The 19764-nt window shown below is 37.9% G+C and carries 21 protein-coding genes; 17 read left to right on the top strand and 4 right to left on the bottom strand.

Annotation, left to right across the window (positions count from 1 at the left end; genetic code table 11):
* Positions 1-40 precede the first annotated feature (40 nt).
* From AC1TPC_RS22695 to AC1TPC_RS22650, 10 genes are all read left to right on the top strand, one after another.
* Positions 41-1348: a phage portal protein gene (locus tag AC1TPC_RS22695; RefSeq protein WP_482069071.1), complete on the top strand. Its 1308-nt coding sequence runs from the start codon at positions 41-43 to the stop codon at positions 1346-1348.
* Between the two features lie 583 nt (positions 1349-1931).
* Positions 1932-2546, top strand: a complete 615-nt coding sequence (locus AC1TPC_RS22690; protein ID WP_482069070.1) for a DUF4355 domain-containing protein — start codon at positions 1932-1934, stop codon at positions 2544-2546.
* A 27-nt stretch (positions 2547-2573) separates the two neighbouring features.
* Positions 2574-2981: a hypothetical protein gene (locus AC1TPC_RS22685; protein WP_482069069.1), complete on the top strand. Its 408-nt coding sequence runs from the start codon at positions 2574-2576 to the stop codon at positions 2979-2981.
* A complete protein-coding gene (locus tag AC1TPC_RS22680) occupies positions 2932-3369 on the top strand; it encodes a hypothetical protein (protein ID WP_482069068.1) in 438 nt (145 codons plus the stop codon). The genes AC1TPC_RS22685 and AC1TPC_RS22680 overlap by 50 nt, the downstream gene beginning before the upstream one ends.
* A 115-nt stretch (positions 3370-3484) precedes the next feature.
* Entirely contained in the window at positions 3485-3640 is a 156-nt protein-coding gene (locus AC1TPC_RS22675) for a hypothetical protein (RefSeq protein ID WP_482069067.1), read from the top strand.
* Complete coding sequence (locus AC1TPC_RS22670; protein ID WP_482069066.1) at positions 3637-3945, top strand: phage head-tail connector protein; 309 nt, start codon at positions 3637-3639, stop codon at positions 3943-3945. The genes AC1TPC_RS22675 and AC1TPC_RS22670 overlap by 4 nt, the downstream gene beginning before the upstream one ends.
* Positions 3946-3947: 2 nt before the next feature.
* Positions 3948-4223: a hypothetical protein gene (locus AC1TPC_RS22665; protein WP_482069065.1), complete on the top strand. Its 276-nt coding sequence runs from the start codon at positions 3948-3950 to the stop codon at positions 4221-4223.
* Between the two features lie 12 nt (positions 4224-4235).
* Entirely contained in the window at positions 4236-5375 is a 1140-nt protein-coding gene (locus AC1TPC_RS22660; protein WP_482069064.1) for an Ig-like domain-containing protein, read from the top strand.
* 71 nt (positions 5376-5446) lie between these two features.
* Positions 5447-5572, top strand: coding sequence for an SHOCT domain-containing protein (locus tag AC1TPC_RS22655; RefSeq protein WP_482069063.1), 126 nt, complete (start codon positions 5447-5449; stop codon positions 5570-5572).
* Positions 5573-5664: 92 nt separating this feature from the next.
* Positions 5665-7287 (top strand): recombinase family protein, encoded by a 1623-nt coding sequence (locus AC1TPC_RS22650; protein ID WP_482069062.1) that lies wholly within the window; start codon positions 5665-5667, stop codon positions 7285-7287.
* A gap of 86 nt (positions 7288-7373) precedes the next feature.
* Here the strand turns inward: AC1TPC_RS22650 and AC1TPC_RS22645 are convergent, their stop codons facing one another.
* The 3 genes from AC1TPC_RS22645 to AC1TPC_RS22635 all read right to left on the bottom strand — a co-directional run bounded on the left by AC1TPC_RS22645 (position 7374) and on the right by AC1TPC_RS22635 (position 10431).
* On the bottom strand, positions 7374-7652 hold the full coding sequence (locus tag AC1TPC_RS22645; RefSeq protein WP_482069061.1) for a hypothetical protein: 279 nt from the start codon (positions 7650-7652) through the stop codon (positions 7374-7376).
* A 137-nt stretch (positions 7653-7789) separates the two neighbouring features.
* Positions 7790-8095 carry a hypothetical protein gene (locus AC1TPC_RS22640; RefSeq protein WP_482069060.1) on the bottom strand — a complete coding sequence of 102 codons (306 nt, stop codon included), beginning with the start codon at positions 8093-8095 and terminating at the stop codon, positions 7790-7792.
* A gap of 1157 nt (positions 8096-9252) precedes the next feature.
* Complete coding sequence (locus AC1TPC_RS22635; RefSeq protein ID WP_482069059.1) at positions 9253-10431, bottom strand: DUF5780 domain-containing protein; 1179 nt, start codon at positions 10429-10431, stop codon at positions 9253-9255.
* Between the two features lie 272 nt (positions 10432-10703).
* On the opposite strand from AC1TPC_RS22635, the gene AC1TPC_RS22630 reads away from it, so the two are divergent.
* The 6 genes from AC1TPC_RS22630 to AC1TPC_RS22605 all read left to right on the top strand — a co-directional run bounded on the left by AC1TPC_RS22630 (position 10704) and on the right by AC1TPC_RS22605 (position 16593).
* Positions 10704-11285 carry a hypothetical protein gene (locus AC1TPC_RS22630; protein WP_482069058.1) on the top strand — a complete coding sequence of 194 codons (582 nt, stop codon included), beginning with the start codon at positions 10704-10706 and terminating at the stop codon, positions 11283-11285.
* Positions 11286-11991: 706 nt separating this feature from the next.
* Complete coding sequence (locus AC1TPC_RS22625) at positions 11992-13347, top strand: SIR2 family protein (RefSeq protein ID WP_482069057.1); 1356 nt, start codon at positions 11992-11994, stop codon at positions 13345-13347.
* Between the two features lie 336 nt (positions 13348-13683).
* The gene (locus AC1TPC_RS22620; protein WP_482069056.1) at positions 13684-14439 is read left to right on the top strand and encodes a hypothetical protein; all 756 of its coding nucleotides are present in this window, start codon (positions 13684-13686) and stop codon (positions 14437-14439) included.
* A gap of 20 nt (positions 14440-14459) precedes the next feature.
* Positions 14460-15617: a hypothetical protein gene (locus tag AC1TPC_RS22615; protein WP_482069055.1), complete on the top strand. Its 1158-nt coding sequence runs from the start codon at positions 14460-14462 to the stop codon at positions 15615-15617.
* A 162-nt stretch (positions 15618-15779) separates the two neighbouring features.
* A complete protein-coding gene (locus AC1TPC_RS22610; protein WP_482069054.1) occupies positions 15780-15956 on the top strand; it encodes a DUF1186 domain-containing protein in 177 nt (58 codons plus the stop codon).
* Positions 15943-16593, top strand: coding sequence for a DUF1186 domain-containing protein (locus tag AC1TPC_RS22605; RefSeq protein WP_482069053.1), 651 nt, complete (start codon positions 15943-15945; stop codon positions 16591-16593). The genes AC1TPC_RS22610 and AC1TPC_RS22605 overlap by 14 nt, the downstream gene beginning before the upstream one ends.
* A 1004-nt stretch (positions 16594-17597) precedes the next feature.
* Here AC1TPC_RS22605 and AC1TPC_RS22600 read toward each other — a convergent pair.
* Positions 17598-17771, bottom strand: coding sequence for a hypothetical protein (locus AC1TPC_RS22600; protein ID WP_482069052.1), 174 nt, complete (start codon positions 17769-17771; stop codon positions 17598-17600).
* Positions 17772-17978: 207 nt separating this feature from the next.
* Here AC1TPC_RS22600 and AC1TPC_RS22595 point away from each other — a divergent pair, with 207 nt between their 5' ends.
* Positions 17979-19691, top strand: coding sequence for a methyl-accepting chemotaxis protein (locus tag AC1TPC_RS22595; protein WP_482069051.1), 1713 nt, complete (start codon positions 17979-17981; stop codon positions 19689-19691).
* The last annotated feature ends 73 nt before the right edge of the window (positions 19692-19764 follow it).

The following is a 19764-nucleotide window of genomic DNA, read 5'->3' as shown; positions in this document are numbered from 1 at the left end:
GAGGGCTATTTTTTTGTCCAATTGAAAGGAAATGATGTAATTGCAAATAACCGAATCAATCATTATAGAGTGTCTAAATGCACTCAATCAAGCAGCACTAACGAAGCAGATATACTTTAACTATTACAATGGCAATCACGCCATTTTTAAAGATTACGCTATGCAGGAGAGTCGAAGCAATCGAAAACTCATCTTCAACTTCCCACGTAAATTCGTGGATAATGAAGTGGGATACATACTTGGAAAGCCAGTAAATTACGTTTCCAAATCGGACAAAGATGAAGCCGTGCATAAGCTGGATTTGAACATGAGCCATTGGGAAAAGGAGCATAACATTAATCTGCGGAAGCAAAGTGAAATTTATGGTGAGAGTTATGAACTGAATTACATTGATACAGATGGTCAGTTCTCGGCAACCGTTCTATCACCACAGAATGCTTATGTGTTGGAGGATGGAACAGCAGATCGAAATGTGCTGCTCGGACTACATAAATTTACAAAGCGATTCGAAGATAAAGTTTACTTGGATGTATATACGGATAACGAAATTTTGCACTATGAATTGTCAAGCAGCAAGAAAAATAATCTTACGAGACAGAGTAAGTTAACTGAACTCAAATATATCGGCAAACACGATCACATCTTTGGAAGAGTCCCCATTATTTCTTGCCCAGCTAATACTGAGCGGAAATGCGGCTTCCATGATGTGATTTCTTTATTTGATGCGTATAATGCCCTGAACTCGGATCTCGTCAATGAGATTGCAGATCATCGCAATTCTTATTTGGTTATTGAAAATGCAAAGTTGGAAGCAGAAGATTTGTTAAATATGAAGAAGATGGGCATCATCCAAGTTCCTGCTGGGGGTAAAGTAACGTGGCTGATCAAGGAGATCAATGATTCATTTGTTAAAAATGAACTGGATAATCTCGAACATAAAATTTATGACATGATGGATCAGGTTAACTTCAATGAGAATTGGGCGAGTAATACTTCCTCACTTGCACTCCGAAATAAGCTGCTGAATTTAGAGAATAGGGTGGCGATTCGGGAAGCGATGATGGAGAAAGTCATTAAGAACAGGCTTCGGAATTTCTTTACCTACCCTCAGAAAAAAGAAGGCGTTCAATATGATTATCGGGATATCGCAGTTAAGTTTACACGTAACTTGCCGACTGATTTAGTGGGGTTGGCTGATGTAATCGTAAAATTGCAGGACGTATGCTCGAAGGAAACTTTACTTACTCTGCTTCCATTCGTTGAAAATCCAAAGCTTGAGCTAAACAAATTTCAAGCTGAACAGTATCGGTTAGCTGATGGGACTGGAGATTCTACTCATGCAGAATAAAAACAAAATCAAACAACTGGTAAAACATCATTGTGCTTCTTATCTGGGTGACAGACATGGCATCTCCAATTATTGTTGCTGGAAGGATGGTACATGTGTGTTTTTTGATCAGGAGAAACCGCTCCCTAGTTGTCGATATCTTGAAAATGGGGTACTGCCAGCAGATGAGAAGTTGGAGCGCGAATATAAGTCGGAACGGAATATGCATGTTGAAATAAAAGCAGCCAAACCAAAAGTGAATTGTAAGAAATGTGGGACTACATTCGAAGCGAATTCTAATAGGCAAACTTGTTGTGAAAATTGCAGGGAAAAGACGAGGAAAGAAACCACCAGATTGCGCGTTCGAAAGTTCAGGCAAAAAGAGGCTTGATGTAACGCTTTAGAGGGCTTGCGAAGCTATATAAATCAAGGGTTTATTATAGTCAAATATGAGGGGCTAGGGTATTTATACCTTTTCCCCACTTTTGCGATTTCTAATGCGTTACATCATTGTCCTGAGAATGACGTTAAACGGCTACAAAAAACATGAAAATGTGTGTTCGGTTCAAGCGAGTCGAATGGGCATCAAAGGAGATTGATGAAAATGGATCTGGAACAAGTAAAACAATTTATCGAAGCAAATGGCACGACAGAGGAAGTGAAAGTATATATTCAGGGTTTGAATCCAATCAGCGTTGAAGGTGTCGAGCAATTCATTCAATCCAACAAAGAAGCCAGCAGTTGGTTCGATAGCACCGTAGATAAACGGACAACTAAATCATTGGAGACATGGAAGGCCAATCATCTGGAAGGGTTATTGGATGTGGAGATTAAGAAACGCTTCCCAGCCAAAGATGAGAAAGAAATCGAGATGGAGAAGCTTCGGGCTGAAGTGGAGAATATGAAATTGGAAAAACAGCGTGAACGATTAACGAGCCAAGCCATCAAAATAGCCAGTGAAAAGAAACTTCCACTCCAGTTAGTGGATTTTTTTATTGGGGCAGATGAAACGACAACGACAGCTAATCTGACTTCGCTTGAGCAGTCACTTCAATTGGCGGTGCAACAGCAAGTCGAACAAAGGCTCAAAGGGGATGGCTATACGTCTCCTAATGATTCGACAGGTAAAACTTTCACGCTCGATGCAATCAAAGGCATGTCGCAAGACGAAATCAACAGGAATTGGGATCAGGTCAAACAGGCATTACAAAACAAATAAAAATCGAAAAGGACAAGGTGAATACATATGTCAGTACAAAATTTTATTCCAACCATTTGGAGCGCACGTTTAAATGAAAGTTTCAAGAAGAATCTGGTCTATGGGAATGTGGTCAATACCGATTATGAAGGCGAGATCAAAGGCCAAGGCTCAACGGTGAAGAATAATTCGATTGGCGCAGTAACCATCGGTACATATGATAAGGCAGCAGGAATCGGCAATCCGCAGGAGTTGGATTCTGCACAAAAAACGCTGACTATCGACCAAGCTAAGTTTTATAATTTTACCGTTGATGATGTCGATGCGGCTCAAGCTAATGTGGATTTGCTAAGTGGAGGGATTGTGGAAGCATCCTATGGGCTCGCTAATGTGGTGGATCAGTATATTGCCGGGATTTTATACGGAAGTGAAGGCTGGAAATACCATTGGAAATGATACAACGCCTATCGTTCCGACTTCGGCTACAGCCTATGATTTGCTTGTGGATTTGGGCGTTATTTTGGATGAAAATGATGTGCCTGAAGCGGATCGCTTTGTGGTTGTCCTTGCTTTCTTTTATGGGCTGCTCGTCAAAGATCCCCGTTATACGAAGGATGCCAATGTCATGCGGACTGGATTTGTCGGCAGTATCGATAATATGTCGGTGTACAAGTCGAACAATGTGCCAAATACAGCAGGAGCTAGTATAAGATTATTGCAGGACACAAGAGCGCGATCTCATTTGCTGGTCAAGTGGATTATGTTGAAGCCTATCGTCCAGAGAAGCAATTCTCAGATGCGATTAAGGCTTGCAAGTGTGTGGTGCGAAATGTATCAAGCCTGAAGGTATTGCTGTCCTTACTGCAAACAAGTCTTAAACGTAAACACATTACAATAGAAGAAAAACGTTCAGGGTGTCCATTTGGATGCCCTATTTTAATTTCAGGAGGCTGATGGATATGTGGTTTTTGAATAAAGAAACAGGATTAAGTTGGGAAGTAACGGATCAGGAGTTGATTCAGCGGCTACAGGCAAATGCTAGTTATGAAGCCATACAGGAGCCAAAGCAGGAAACGAAAAATACGAGACGTAACGAAAAAGAGGCTGTATCATGAATGAGCAATTGGATTTGATGAAGCGGCTCCTTGGCGTTGATTTAACGGATAGCTCTAAAGATGATATCCTCAATCATTATTTGAATAAAGCCAGAAGCAATATTCTCGGCTATTGCAACATTGAACTGCTTTCTTCTGTTTACGATGATACCGTTGTCGATTATGCCATGTATCTATATAGAAATAAAGAATCGGTAGGATTGATGCAAAAGCAAGAAGGCGAACGTTCAGCCAGCTATGAACCAGGTATCCCACAAAGCATTCGACTCGCTCTCCCCTTACCGAAAATCAAGGTAGGGTATTAGCCATGTTCAATGACGTGAAACTTGAAATATTGGATGCTGTTGATTTGACGGTGGTTAAAACGATCTTTGCTGATGTACAGCCATACATAAAGAGTTATACGTTTGAGGATGCTATTTCGCTGGAAGTTACCCATCGAGCCTTCTGTGAAATAGATGCTCTACTAAAACCAAGCCGATACGTGAAAATTAGCGATAACATATTCATCATCTTGAACATGAAGGAATGGAGCGATTATCTGGAACTGTTCTTGTTTCGTTGCAAGCCTGATTTTGCATAGGAGGGAGAGTTAATGACACGAAGAATAGAAACGATGATGGACTTCTTCCTACGGGAGAAGGGCGAACTTTTACATATAAACGGTGTCCAGCAGATTGCTATGGTTCGAGATGCTACGGATAAAATTCAAGAAATAGATGAAAAAATAATCCGCGCAGCAACTCCAATACAAACTGGTGATTTGATTGGTTATCGAAATGAACGCTTTTTGATAACAAGCGAAATTGACCATCATGATCAATCGTATCGTGGAAGGATGCGGAAGTGTAATTACAGTATCTCATTCAACTGGAATGGCAATGTGAAATGGTTTAATGCCATTGTAGAAGGTAAAACATTTTCGATTGATGATGGAACCGTCATTTCTCTTCCAAATGGGAACATTCATGTGTATGTGCAAGACAACGCAGACACAAGGGATATTCGATTAAATAAACGCTTCTACAATACGCATCAGCCTTTTAAAGTAACGGGAATTGACCATACAGTAAAAGGCATCAACAAGCTAAACTGTGCATTGGATATGATTTCATCCACTGACGATGATGTGGAGAATAATATCGCTGATCGCTGGAAATATGAACTCGCTCATACCTATTCGTTAAACATAGATAATGGAATAAGTGCTAATGTGCTTATTAATGATATTTTACAATTGAACGTTGCAGCTGAGGACAATGGGAGCCCCATTGCAAATCCTGCGATTACATTTACCTCGAACGATCCGAATGTGGTTAGCGTGGATAATGAAGGTATGGTTATGGGGATTGAAGCTGGACAAGCCACAATTACAGCGAGGTTAACATACCAACCAACCGTTCAATCTACGATTCAAATCACTGCAGTTGAGACTTTAACGCACAACTATACAATCTCCATTATTGGCAATCCAACAATAAAAGTCGGCCAAAGTGCATCTTACGTTAGTCATATTTATGATAATGGAACCGAGGTGTTTGACCAGTCCATTCAATGGAGCTTGCGAAATCAAGCTAACTCGACTCCGATCATGGGAAGTATCACAGCAAGTACAGGAAACGGTACAACGGCGAAAGCTGGCAGCACAACAGGATATATTGGTTTATTCGCTGAGCTTGAGAATGATCCGACGATCACAATAGAAAAGACGATTCAAATCAAAGGTATATGGTAGAACATTTTACATGCGGCTTGCCCATAAAGTAGGCTATTTTTATTTTCATTTTAAAAAAGGAGCCCATACATATGCAACGAAAATCCATTGAATACATGCTCAGCGTGAGCCTATTGAAACAACTAAAATCACAAAATTTGATCACCGAAGAAGAGTTTTCTGAGATTGATTTGTTGAATAAAAAGTCCTTCAAATAGCTCATGAAATGGGGCAGAAATAACTTGATGATGTGCCGGATCAATCGTAACATGTGACAGTAGAAGGAATATATATCGAAGGGAGAGGTAAAATGGCAAAGGCAGCAATAGTAAAAAATGTCGTCGTTGTACCTGTGAGAACAGCAGATATAGTAGATGGCACTCAGCAAATTCATAAGAAACGAGTGGCAGCGTACTGCAGGGTCAGTACGGACTCCGAAGAGCAAAAGGAGAGTTATTCAAACCAAGTCAATCATTATACTCGGTTTATTCACAGTAATTCAGAGTGGGAAATGGTCGATATATACGCCGACGAGGGAATTACAGGAACGAATACGAAAAATCGAACACAGTTCAACCGCATGATACAGGATGCCCGAAACGGTAAGATCGATCTCATATTAGTCAAATCGATATCGCGGTTCTCACGGAATACGCTGGACTTGCTAAAATATGTGCGTGAATTGAAAGGTCTCGGTGTAGCCGTATTATTTGAACGCGAAAATATTAATACACTGGATACAACGGGTGAAGTTTTGCTAACCATTCTCAGCTCATTGGCACAGGACGAGAGCCGAAATATCTCGGAAAATAGCCGATGGGGAATTCTACGAGGCTTCCAGAACGGCAAAGTGTTCTGCAATACGACTCGATTTCTCGGCTACGATAAGGATGAAAACGGTGAACTGGTTATTAATGAAGCAGAAGCGAAAATTGTCCGGCGTATATACGAAGAGTATCTGGAGGGTAAGAGTTATCAGGCTATAGCTAATGGTTTAACAGGAGATAAGATTAAAACCGTCACTGGCGGTGATAAGTGGTGGGATTCAACGATTACGATTATGCTTACCAATGAGAAGTATTACGGAGCCTTGCTACAGCAGAAAACAGTAACGGTTGATTTTCTTACTCATAAGCGAATTAAAAATAGAGGGCAGGAACAGCAATATTTGATCGAGGACAACCATGAACCGATTATCTCCAAGGAAATGTTCGAGGAGGTACAGAAGGAAAAAGAACGCCGCGCGAATTTAAAAGGTAATGTAATGGGCGACCGTAAGAAATACTCCAGCAAATATGCACTTAGTGGTAAAGTATACTGTGGCTGCTGCGATACTAACTTCAAACGCCGAACGTGGAATAGTAATAACCCTTCAAAGAAAGTCGTCTGGCAATGCAAAACTTATATCAAAGAAGGCAAAGCAGCCTGTGATGCCAAAGCGGTGGATGAATATGTATTGCAGGATGCTTTTGTACGGATATTCAATCAAATGCATGAGAATAAAGATGGCTTTATCCGAACACTGAATGCGAATATTGAAGCGGTACTTACTAAGCGAGAAGGAAATAAGCCGTTACTTGAAATCGAGAAGCAGATGGATCAATTAAAATCTGACCTGAAGGGATTGGTGAAGCTAAAGCTTCGGGATCAGATTGACGAAGTAGTATACGCTGAGGAGAATGCTCGAATCTCTAAGCAATTGGATGGACTCCGACAACATAAAATGAAGCTGGAACAAGAAAACAATCAAAAGGCTGAAATCAAGGATCGCGTCGATGAGATCATAGAGGTACTTAGCTTACAGAAGGACTTACTCGAACAATTTGAAGATGACCTATTTAATGCGCTGGTAGAGAAGATAACCATTCTCTCACCGGCGCATTTTGTTTTTACCTTGAAAAGCGGGATGGAGATCGAGAAGTTCGAAGAGTAAACTTCAAACTGTTATAAGATTAAATGAAAGTGACAGATGGCATGGGTCGATTCCATGCTGTTAGTCGTCAAACGGAAGGTTTACTTTTACAATCGGGGTCTTGTTGGGATATCGATTCCTTTTTCTTTTAGTTCATTTTCGCGCTGAATAATCTGAAGTTCCTTTAGTGCTAATTCTAGTTTCAGCATATCATTGTTCTTGCTTGACCGTATTTTCAAAAATCCAATTAGACCAACGATTATACTACCGAGACCAATTATAGGCATTGATATCTTGAGATACACTGGGTCGGTTGTGGACATCATCAGTAGAGTCATAATTCCAAACAAAATACTGAGTGTGTTCAGGGCTATTATTTTTTTCATTAAATACTCCCCCTCATGGTATGACTATTGTCTAAATTATACTATAAAAGTATGATACCTTATTCCCGCAAATATTTGTTCGAAAAAAAGCGTAGGACAGTCGATGCGCTTATAGTTCATGCTCATGCTGTTAGTCGTCAGTGCTTCGGATACAGATCCTCCAAACTAGATTTAATAGAACTCATCAACTTCAATCCATCTCTAACCCCTTCGAAATACAACCATTCTTTTTCCATCGCATGCAGATGGTTAACCGTTTCTTCCCATTCTAAGATTTTCAAAAACGTTGCTGGATCTAGCCGCCCCTTTAATTCATCCGTTATTTCGTTCAGCTTTAATCTGATTGTATAGATATTAGGCAGCTTAGCTGAAGCATTCGCGTGTTCATCAAATCTCCGGCTTAATACTTGTTTAAACCATTGTGGGAAATCTCTCTGAGACAAAGCCATCCCTCCCGTTGTTCGAGTGTGTGTATGTTAACTCTGATGGGAGGGGATGGCAAGTTCAAATTAGCAATAGACGTCCGCAACGCTTGCTGAAAGAGGTTACACCTACATATGTGAGTTGGAACTTATAATCTGAATGCTTCTTAGTAGCTAACTTTTTAAGACGAGAAGATTTGTTTTAATTCGTGCTTACAACAGAGAGCAGTGCAATATGATTATCTTGCTACGTCTTATTTCTATTTTTTAATAAGTGACTTAAATTTCTGTAGAGTAGAATACCATTGAAGAATAGTTCCTCTTTTTTTAAAGAGAATTATCCAATCAGTCACGATTTTGAATAACGACGACGAAATAACAAAAGGTAAAGCAATTGATTGATATACAAGTTGAAAGATTTTTTTTATCTCGTCTAGATTCTTATCCTTATAATTTATGATAAATTTATCTAAAAATGAAAAGTCATTGTTCATTAATGAGTAAACTGTAAGAAATGCTAGGGACATTGCGAAAAGCGTCCTAACAATATCCAAAGAGATTTTCGCGCTATCAAGGAACTCATCTGAAAACTTATGTTTTATTAATAAGATCAGATACATTAATGTTGAAGTCCCACAAACTGAGATTAACAATAATTGAAAGGATACTGTTCTATTTATGAAAATTACAATCAAAGTAACAAAGGCCGGAATGGACAAGAAAGTAAATATCGACATGAATACTATGTTTACACTGAATAAAAGTTTAAGTTGAAATGCCAATAAAATAGGTGTAAGAAAAAGAAAAACCAAAATTGCTTCGAATAGTGGTTTGTGATGAATTAATGTATTCCAAAGTATTAAAACTGACCAAATAGAAATTATAATAATTCCTCGATGTATATCTATTACTTGAAGAACTTTATTAAATATTGATTTATATGTACTTGTTCTGGTCATTTAATCCTCCGGTTCATGGTTGATGATTATTTCGATGAAATAGAGCCATCATTCCGGTGGTAAGTGAGCCATTCCTCCGGAGAAAATGAGCCGCCTCTCCGGTTGTGGGAGCCGACATATGGATAGAAGTGGATATGGAGCAGGAATTAAGGGCGAGCGTAGCGAAATCATCTTGACCCTTGAGTCCTTCTCCAACCCCTGGGGATGGCAAGTTATGAATTATTGTTTTAATGGTTTTTCTTTAAATTCTTCAATCCAATAATCGTAGTATTCATTTTCCCATTTCGAACCGTCATAGTATTCTGCTTCCATAATAACTGCAATTATCGTCTTTGCATTTTCTCCATTACTTAAGATACTCCAGCCAGTATTAGCCCCTTCAGTTTTTTGGGGTTGAATGTTAACTGCTGTAGCTGAGCCGCCTTCCAAGTAATCAGACGAGTCTAATTTTATTGGATATCCATTGCTGTCGAATGCGAACCATCTGGCCTTATAGTTTTTAATAACTTTGTCCGTATTGTTTTTCACAATCACTTGGATATGATAAAAATCGATATATGTTCCAGTTCTAACAACCTTTGCGCTTACTACACTGACCTCTTGATTTGACTTCAATTCCTCCATCTTTTTCTTATGCTCAGCAGCCAACTTTTCTTCATTCTGTTTTTCGTATAATGATTTTTTCGCCATCAGATCTGAGTCGTTTGATACAATGGTCAATGCTTCACTTAAGACCTTGATTGCTTTTTCAAATTGCTGTTCGGACGCAAATTTTTCGGCATCGGTGAGTATAGCTGACTTATAATCAGATGAAGTCTCATTGATTAAATCTTGAGCTTTTTTATAATTGGTATTATCAGTTTCGATGACCTTTTTCAATTCTGAAAGTGAATCCTTCACATTATTGTTCTTTAGGAGTTCTTCCCCCGTTTTAAAAGCTGTCCTTGAATCATTGAGCTCTTTAATTTCTGTTTGGGCTGCACTCACTTCAGATGACAGTAAACTTGTTTTCTTAATGGTTTCAAGTTGGTTTGTAGCTGCATTAAAATCGATCTTTTCACTTGTAAAATCTTGTTTGACTTTTTCAATATCCGCTTTTAGAAATGTCTCGACTTCCGTTTCTTTTTTTAGATCGCCTTTGATTTTCTTTTCATAAATTTCGATGGCATTTCCATACTTGTTTTCTTGGATAGCATTTCTGAATGAACCAACAGGACTATTGTTCAAGAACAAGGACATCGATCCGATGATAATCACGATTCCAACGATAACACCCGTGAGAATCCATTTCTTCCTGTTACTTAACTTACCTGAAGACTTTATTGAAGTCGTAGTTCCACACTTATTACAGAATAGACTATCTTCTGGAAGTTCCACGTTACATTTTTTACAGTACATATTTATCCCCCTTTTGTTCTGTTACCTACTTAAAAGTCCATTTTAATGGTTGTTTCGCTAAATCATATCAAGCCTAATTGACTTCAATATGTCAGCGAATATATGTTTGCATAATTAATAGGTCAAAAGTTGCAGGCAGTTAATACCATTCGGTAAAAACCAGCAAAATCCTGCATTGCAATTTGTGAAATTGTGTATTATCGTGGGTATCTGCAGGATAACTATTTATGGATAAAACGAAAGACTGCAGGAATTAGTGCTTCGGAGGTGAAATGTTGAAGATTAAAACCGTCTGCATATATGTTGCTGTATTACTTTTCGTAAATGTTATTACTGGATGTGAAACTAAAACCGATAAGAAGCTTCATCTAATGTACGGGCAAGTAAATGGATTTTTAGACGAAGGAGATTTGGAAAGTGCAATAGATGTCTTTAATGAAATGCTAGCAATAAAAGAGAACTTAATGATTAGCCAAAGATTAGAAGACACAATAACTGAACAAGTAGCAGTAGAAACTACAAAACAGTTATTTATCGAGTTCAAAAGAATTCATGACAATATTGATAATTCTTTTAGCTCAGGTGAGATTATGAATCTACTTAAACCAGTTAGGGAAGTTATTAATAGTTTTGAAAAACTTGATACAAGTAAAGAAACAGAAATATCTCAATTCGTAGAAACATTTAAAGAAAATCCATTATTTCAACTTTTTAAAAGTGATTATGTGAGTGGGAAAACAATACAAACTGGGCTATATGAGGATTCTATTATACTTAGTACTAAAAAAATTAGGGTAAGAATTATAATGGAGGATTTATTAGAAACTGAACTGCCAAGCAAGTATAGGTTTTAAATTAACCTATTACTAAAAATTTATAAAAATAATAAGTAAGCTCTGTATCGTAAAATCATTTATCGACGACACGGAATTTAACTACTTTCAATTATATACCTTTCACCGTCTCGACACATGTGGAGTGTGTGGTAAGGATATATCGGGATTAGAAGCATTGATGCACGAGAAACGAAGAGCAATAGAAATATGTTCTCGCATTCAAAAAAATGTTGTGAAGTTAAGTGTGGGAACATTATGTTCTTTTCATGCACAAAGCATGTGGAGGCGGTAGTGTCAATACATCATGTTGACAAATAATAGGGAACGCCTAAACCATATTTCAAAACAATAGACTTTGAATTAGCTCATGCTGAGATTGCATGAGCTAGTTTTGTTGGGATTTAACTCAGTTGGGAGAGAGCTTCGCTGGCAGCGAAAAGGTCAGAGGTTCGAGCCCGAATATACTCCACGTAGATCTTAAACACAAACTGCATCTCTGCCGTTTTTTTGTTTTATTTATTAGTTAGTTCATTATGTGGCAGAAGTGTAGATATGAATTTTTCCGAGGATTATAAGAGATATTTATCAAAGCACCTTGGACTTGGTACTTGGAAAATTATAGAGAAAGTTGATTCAAATGAAATCATTATATTGTGTTAAAATTTATTTTAATTTATGATCGTGTTAGGTAATATTATAGGCATAATAAATGTAGGGGGTGTATGTGTTGTCATATGAAAGTTACAAAGAAGAGATCTCAAATGATATACAAGCGTGTTTGGAGGATATGGGCTGTCAGCCAATACTCTTCGTTGGTTCAGGAATTTCAAAGAGGTATTTCGATGCTCCTAACTGGGAACGACTGCTTGTTATTTTATCTGAGACGTGCCCTCGTATCGAAGACAGCTTTGCCTTCTACAAACAAACAAATAGTTATATGGAAATAGGTCAAATCTTTGCTCAGAAGTTTAGAGAGTGGGCTTGGAGAGAGGGCAAACAGTACTTTCCTGATGAGCTATTTCAACAAAATGCACCGCCTGATATATATATCAAGTTTAAAATAAAGGAGTTTTTAGATAGTATAACTCCTGAATCAATAGAGCAGATTGAAAATGAGGCATTACGAAAGGAAATTTTGGCACTACAAGATGTTAGACCCCATGCCATAATAACAACTAATTATGATACATTCCAAGAATTGGTTTTCCCTGATTATGCACCTGTGGTAGGACAACAAATTCTTAAATCTAATCATGCAAGCATTGGGGAAATTCTTAAAATACATGGTTGCGTTTCAGATCCTACAAGTGTGGTACTAACAAGTAATGATTACGATAACTTTACTACTAAAAAGAAGTATCTAAGTGCTAAGCTTCTAACTTATTTTGCGGAGCATCCTTTAGTTTTCATTGGATATAGCGCTGAAGATCCAAATATCCGTGCAATTCTATCTGATATTGATGAGATCATTTCAACAGATAACCAGTTGATCCCTAATATCTACTTACTTGAGTGGGATGAAGGTGTCGAGCATAAGCCTTTACCAGCTAGGGAGAAGTTAATAGCAATTGGAAATCATCGCAGTGTTAGAGTTAAAAATATTGTGGCTAACTCGTTTGAATGGGTATATAGAGCATTTGGAGCGAATAGTGCATTAGAGAAAGTAAATCCTAAATTACTGCGAGCATTACTTGCAAGAACCTATGATATGGTTCGATATGATATCCCTAAAAGAACGGTAGAGGTTGATTTTAGAGTCCTAGAGAATGCGATAAACCAAGAGGGAGAGCTTGCCAAAGTATATGGAATAACGACTCTAAATAACTCTACAGCTTTAAATGCAGAATTTCCTTATACGATTAAACAAATCGGAAACCATCTTGGGTTTTCAGGATGGTATCCTGTTCATCAGGCTTTTGTACAAATCAAAAATGAGACAGGAATCGATATAAAGGCGAGTGATAATAGGTATCACATAAGATTAAAAATTGGTAATTCCACATTCAGTAAGTATTCTGAAGCTGCTGTTGATTTAGCAAGGGCTAGAATTATTGGGGATGAATACAGCTTAGAGCTTTAATCATTAAATAATGTTACTCACCCTATTCATGTGGAGTGCTGTGTGTCGCTTATCAGGAGATAGCATATTGGAGCCGCATTTACCTGCCTAATTGAAGCCCGAGCGCTAACTACGCTCGGGCTTTTGTGCACTTGGAGGAGCGTATCGTTGTGTGGTCTCCCATCAGGAAATAGCATATCGGAGTTACATTTACCTACCTGCTAGAAAGCGAGATTGAATCTGAGATCTTCGTATAAAAAACGCAAATCAGCTATAATATTTTTGTAGTCTTATTTAAGATAAAGTTACATTAGGTCTTGTCTCATTGCATAGTAGGTTATGATGGGAGGAAGTATTATGCTGATAAGAGGAAACGTGGACAAGTATGATAGGGAAACATCGCAGCATATTGTTGCTTATTTGGATATATTGGGTGTTGTAGCGAGAATGAAGGAGGGGAAAGAACGTCAAAAAAATGCGATGAATAAGTTGCATAACCTCTATACTTTTTCTATGGATATATCAAAGCAAATAGCTATAGAAGGGTATAGCGATATTCAGTTTAAAATGTTTTCCGATAATATCATCATTGTTAAGAAGCTATCTGAACAGCCAGATAAACGATTACTCGACATAAAGGCTTTATTAAATTGTGTCTCGCATTTTCAATGCTCATCGGTCACAGATAGTGTTGGATGGCTTGTTCGTGGAGGGATTTCGATAGGTGAGTTATTTATGGATGAAACCATGGTATGGGGGGAAGCGCTTCTTAAAGCCTACGATCTTGAATGTAATTCAGCTATATATCCTAGAATATTACTAGATTCAAGTGTGCTTTCATATATTGGTTCAGATAAGGAATTAACCGAGTACACACAACAAGACTTCGACAATCTGTACTTCTTGAATTATTTACATATTCAGCATTTTGGAGGCCAATTTTTGAAAGATGGTTTTCAAATGATGCTGGATGAACTGAATGGGAGATACTCAGAACGCATATACCAAAAACTTTGTTGGCATATGAACTATGATAATAGAGAGCTCGACAAGAAGAATGAGAAAAAAGATAGGAAATACCGTTTACGTATAGATCAACAATCTATAAAATAGCTAGAAAGGGAGGGGCTTTATTGAGAGCTACTATCTTTTATTCTTGGCAATCAGATCTACCAAATAGCACTAACCGTAGTTTTATTGAAAATGCAATTAAGAAAGCTATTAAAAAACTGTCATTTGAAACTCAAGTGTATGCTGAATATGATCGAGACACATTAGGTATAACAGGTTCACCAGATATATCTGATGCAATCTTTGAAAAAATCGATAAGAGTAGTATTTTTATATGTGATATATCTATAGTAAACAGTGATTACTCCGGAAGGAAGACCCCTAATCCAAATGTGCTTGTTGAGCTTGGTTATGCAGCGAAAACTTTGGGATGGAAAAAAGTTTTATGTTTATTCAATATAAAGTATGGCGAACTACGTGATGTTCCGTTCGATTTAAACCATAAGAGAATATTATGCTATAATTCCGATAACACAAATGAAAAGGATAAGGTATCAGAAATAATTTTTAAAAATATATCGGAGATGTTTTCTAAAGGCATTCTTTTTAATCCTTTAAAGGATCATGTTAAAGGGAAAATTGATTATTGCTTTCTTGAAATTTTAAAACATATTAGTGTAATTGTGTATGATATACACAGCATGTCGGAGTCTTTGGGGAAAGTCAATAAACTATTAAGCTCTGATAAAATGACCATATTAAACCTACTCAAAGAGAAGAGAAGTATTCTTGGATTTTTTGCATACAAGAACTTAAAGGATGTGCAAGACAAATTGATTGAGCTTTTTAACATGATTAGCTCATCATCAAACTACCCAACGAACTGGGCAGTTACTATATTAAACCTACAGGATTGGATAAGAAGCTTTCAATGGCACACTTCATTTAGAAGAGAATACCCGGTTTATATCAAGAAATTAGACCCTGACAGAGCATATACTGTTGTCCATGCAGGAAAAATGAATAAATTTAATAGAGATGATTCTTATATTCTATTAAAAAAGATTGATGAAACGCAGGGTTTTGTAATAAACGTTGGTACAATGGCGTTAGTAGAACAGGATTATCTGATTTCTAATTTTAACCTTAACTCCTCTGTCCTAGAATCTTTTTGTGAGTGTATATGGAAGATGGTTCAGTATAGTAATGATTGGCTCGATACCACTGGCAGTGAGTTTATACTTGATCCTGAATATTACCACATAGGAGGACCTATATAGAATTACCTGTGCTTAGATTCCGCCTAGCTCCACCAACACCTAACACAAACGGCAGAGATGCCGTTTTTTTGATTTTTGTGTACTTACTCTACTCATGTGGAGTGCGTGGTAAGGATATATCGGGGGGAATGAATTCGCATAAAGCGGATGAGGGATTAGATTTTGGAGCTATTACAAACCATTCGATATAATAATAGTGGAACATTTCCACGCAACGAATTGCAGCAAATCATTGAACGGAAGGAAGAGGCTATCCCGTACTTGCTTCAAATTATGATCGAGTTAAAAGAGGGCCATGAGAAGGTGAGAGACCGCTCAACTCGAATTGTTTATATCTGACATGATATTTGACGATGCCATAACGGAAGATATAGGTAGAATACTGGCGTCTGTATATAATGGAGATGTCGATTTATTACTGAAGCTAATCGAGAATACAGAGGCAAACGAGTATGCGCGTGGACAAGCTTTGATCTCTTTAGTTGCGCTTGTATTTAACGGTCAGCTTACAAGAGAATTCGTCATGGACTATTTTAAGCAACTTATGAACGATAAGCTTACAGAAACAAACTATTATGTAAATACGGAGATCGTATGCTGCTGTAATGATCTTTATCCTGACGAGGTTTATGAAGATATTAAGCGTTTGTATGAGGAACAGGTTATTGAATCCTTTATCATAAGCATAGAAAGCATCGATAAAACACTTAAGAGAACAAAAGAAGATGTCTTACAAAGCAATCAACAAGATTACAAATTTCAGTTTATAACGGACACAATTAAGGAACTGCAAGTATGGGCTTGTTTTCGCCAAGAACAGTTTGAAACGCCAGTAAACGCCAAGCCAAAGATAGAACGTGGTGCAGCCAACAGTGAGCCAAAAAGAAATTCAGCTGTCAAAGCTGAAAAAATCGGTCGTAATGATCCTTGCACATGCGGCAGCGGTCAAAAGTATAAGAAGTGTTGCGGGAGTTAGTGTGGCTTACAGAAAGGAGTGGGTGGCTTGATATGGGTGATATTTGTGGTCAGTTTAGAGCACTACAGGCAATATAGACAGGCAAGCCTATTAAGACGGAAGGCTCTTATTCTGATCTTAAATGGGTAGTGCACGATGAGGAAGAAGACAATATTGACAATGCTTTGATGCGCGTCAAAAATACATTAGCAATGTCTAATGTGGAAGATGCTTGAGTACAACAACCGTCAAGGATTTCATGGTACAATTGGATAAGTACGTCATTATTCTTCAAGGAGATTGCTCCAATGCGGGCATCAGGTAGCCAGAGTTGTTGAAAAATGAGTATGTTACACATAATGGATACGACACCTCCTCATCACGCGACGGAGGTTTTTTTATGAGGAAATACGCTTGCTGGCATATTGGTGTCGGCAATGTGGTGTATAATGATGGGAATTACCTGTCGAATAAAGAAATTTCCTGTTGGATTGTAGAATATGTACTGTTTTTTCTTGTTGTTTTTCCTTGATAACTGAGAGCTGCTGATGGATGCGATCAGATAGGCGAGTCCCCTAATTATAGAGATTTTTTTATAAACGTAAGTTGGATACATCCAAGTAATTTTTTATATCTAAAGTGATGAAATATTTATATATATACGTAAAAGGACATTAGCACTAGAAATATTTCTGAATATTTCGTGATAATAGCCCTATTTATGTTGTAAAAAAATATGTCGAATTTACTAAAAATAAAGAATATTTTGTCGAAATATAGTTGGAATCATTAGCTAAGTATAGTACATTAGTAACAATAATTAAGAGCCGAACACATAAGCGTTGTATAAACACTGATGTACTTTCTGTCTGAAAATGAAGACAACTTTTTTTGATCCGAAATCCAAAAGGTCGATCGCTATTAGAGGTAGCTCTATCCATTTGGATTAATTATGTAAATATGTTCACATGAGTAAAAAACAGCTGCGCTTGTCGATCAGTCGACGCTCAGTCTTCGTTGTCTCCCTAAAGATATTCGAATCGATTCGTGACCAGAAACAGCAGATTGCCTTGCGAGTCTTCGGTTTGAACCATCCGCAGCTTGTGTTTCATTTTCTTCTGCTGCGATCCTACACGTACGATGACGTCTTCGCTGACCCTGCTTTCTGCCTTGATTTCAAGAAATTCAAGTGGCTCCAAGCAAGCGTTGTTCTTGAGCCGAGTGACGAAAGAAATGCCGCTTTCGCAGTAGCGATCGAATGCTGCATAGTCGATGTAGCCACTTGCCGGGTTTCAGACACCCGATCTGTGAACGTTCTCGTACAAGATAAGACGGAAAGTTATGAAAATTCAGAGAACATTTATGCAACTCTAGTGAGCCGAACAACATGGAGGAATGGTTGAAAGATGCAACTATTAAAAAACATGCGAATTGGAATGAAAATTTTTCTTTTAATTATAATTGCTTTTCTTTCTTTAATTGTAATTGGGCTGTCGAATTTGAGTACAATGAATAGAATGAGTCAAAATTCTACGGCTTTGTATCAGGACGCATTGTTACCTGTGAAGTGGTTAAATCAACTTCGTTCCAATTGGAATGCACAAGACGCTAACTCATTAGAAACAATGATGACGACAGATAATTCAGAGATTCAAACTTTGGCACAGAGAAGTAGTAACATTACCAGTCAGAATGACAAGCTACTTTCTGATTATGGAAAATCAGATTTAAGCCCCTTCGAAGCAGATGGACTTAAAAAGTTGAATGACATTACGGGGAAAATTAGGGAAGAGCGTAAAAAAGTAAAGAATTTGGCTGCACAAAACAAAAAAGAGCAAGCAGTGGCGCTATACTCTAAATCCTTGTATCCACTCAACCAGGAAAGACATAAAATTGTACAAGATTTAGCGGACTATAAAGAAAAAGAAGCCACAGACTTAAATAACAAAAGTATTCAAGATTTCTCACGAACAAAAGAACTTTCCCTATTCATATTGATCATCAGCCTTCTTGTTTGTATTGCGACAGGCTATTTAATTACACGTTTAGTAACTAGACCGATTCGGGTTATGCAAACATTAATGGAGAAAGCCGAGTCGGGCGATTTAACGGTTCGAGGGAGCTACAAATCGAAAGATGAGGTCGGTTCATTAACTCATTCTTTCAATGCTATGCTCGATGGTTTGCGAAACCTAATCCAAAAGATCAATGAGAATTCGTTAAATCTTTCAGCCATGGCGGAGGAATTGAGCGCATCAGCCGAGCAATCGGGACAAGCCGCTACCCAAATTACCGCATCTATACAAGAAGTTTCAGCAGGTGCGGAAACACAACTGGAAAACGTCATGACAACCGAACGGACGATTGAACAAATGTCTCTTGGAGTTCAGCAAATTTCAAACTATTCACAAGAGGTTTCTGATAAAGCCATTCTTGCATCAGAATCAGCAATAGAAGGAAAAAAGGCTATTGAACAATCAGTCCAGCAAATGAATAGTATTCAATCATCTGTGGGTAACGCATCTCGTTCCATCACTGAGCTTGGAGAACAAGCACAACATATCGGAAAAATTGTTGAAACCATACAGGGTATTGCCAATCAAACCAATCTACTGGCACTTAATGCTTCAATTGAGGCAGCAAGAGTCGGAGAACAAGGTAAAGGATTTACAGTAGTAGCAACTGAAGTACGCAAACTTGCTGAACAATCGTCAGAATCCGCGAAACAAATTGCTGCCTATATTGAATCCGTACAGTCTAAGATCAAAACTGCTGTTGATAATATGGAAGTTGGGACAAAAGAAGTTGCTGACGGAACTATTGTGATGAATGCCGTTAGTCAATCGTTTGATCAAATTTTCAGTACTGTCAATGAAGTAACAAGCCAGATTCAGGAAATATCCGCTTCTGCACAACAAATAGCTGAGGGAACAGAAGAAGTTGTGAAGTCGTTCAGTGTTGTGTCTGAAGTTGCCTCCGTTTCCTCGCAAGAGACACAGACTGTATCGGGCGCAACCGAAGAGCAACTCGCAACTATGGAGGAGATTTCAGCTTCTGCTAGCTCTCTATCCCACATGGCAGAGGAATTACAATCTTATGTCAGCAATTTTAATATTTAATTTCCAAACGATCCTTTGTTTTGAAAATAACGATTTCGGTTGCGAATAGGAAGTTATCGGGTTTTATTTGATA

Source organism: Paenibacillus sp. Y280 (assembly GCF_056786335.1).
This window is presented reverse-complemented; position numbering and strand designations above follow the sequence as displayed.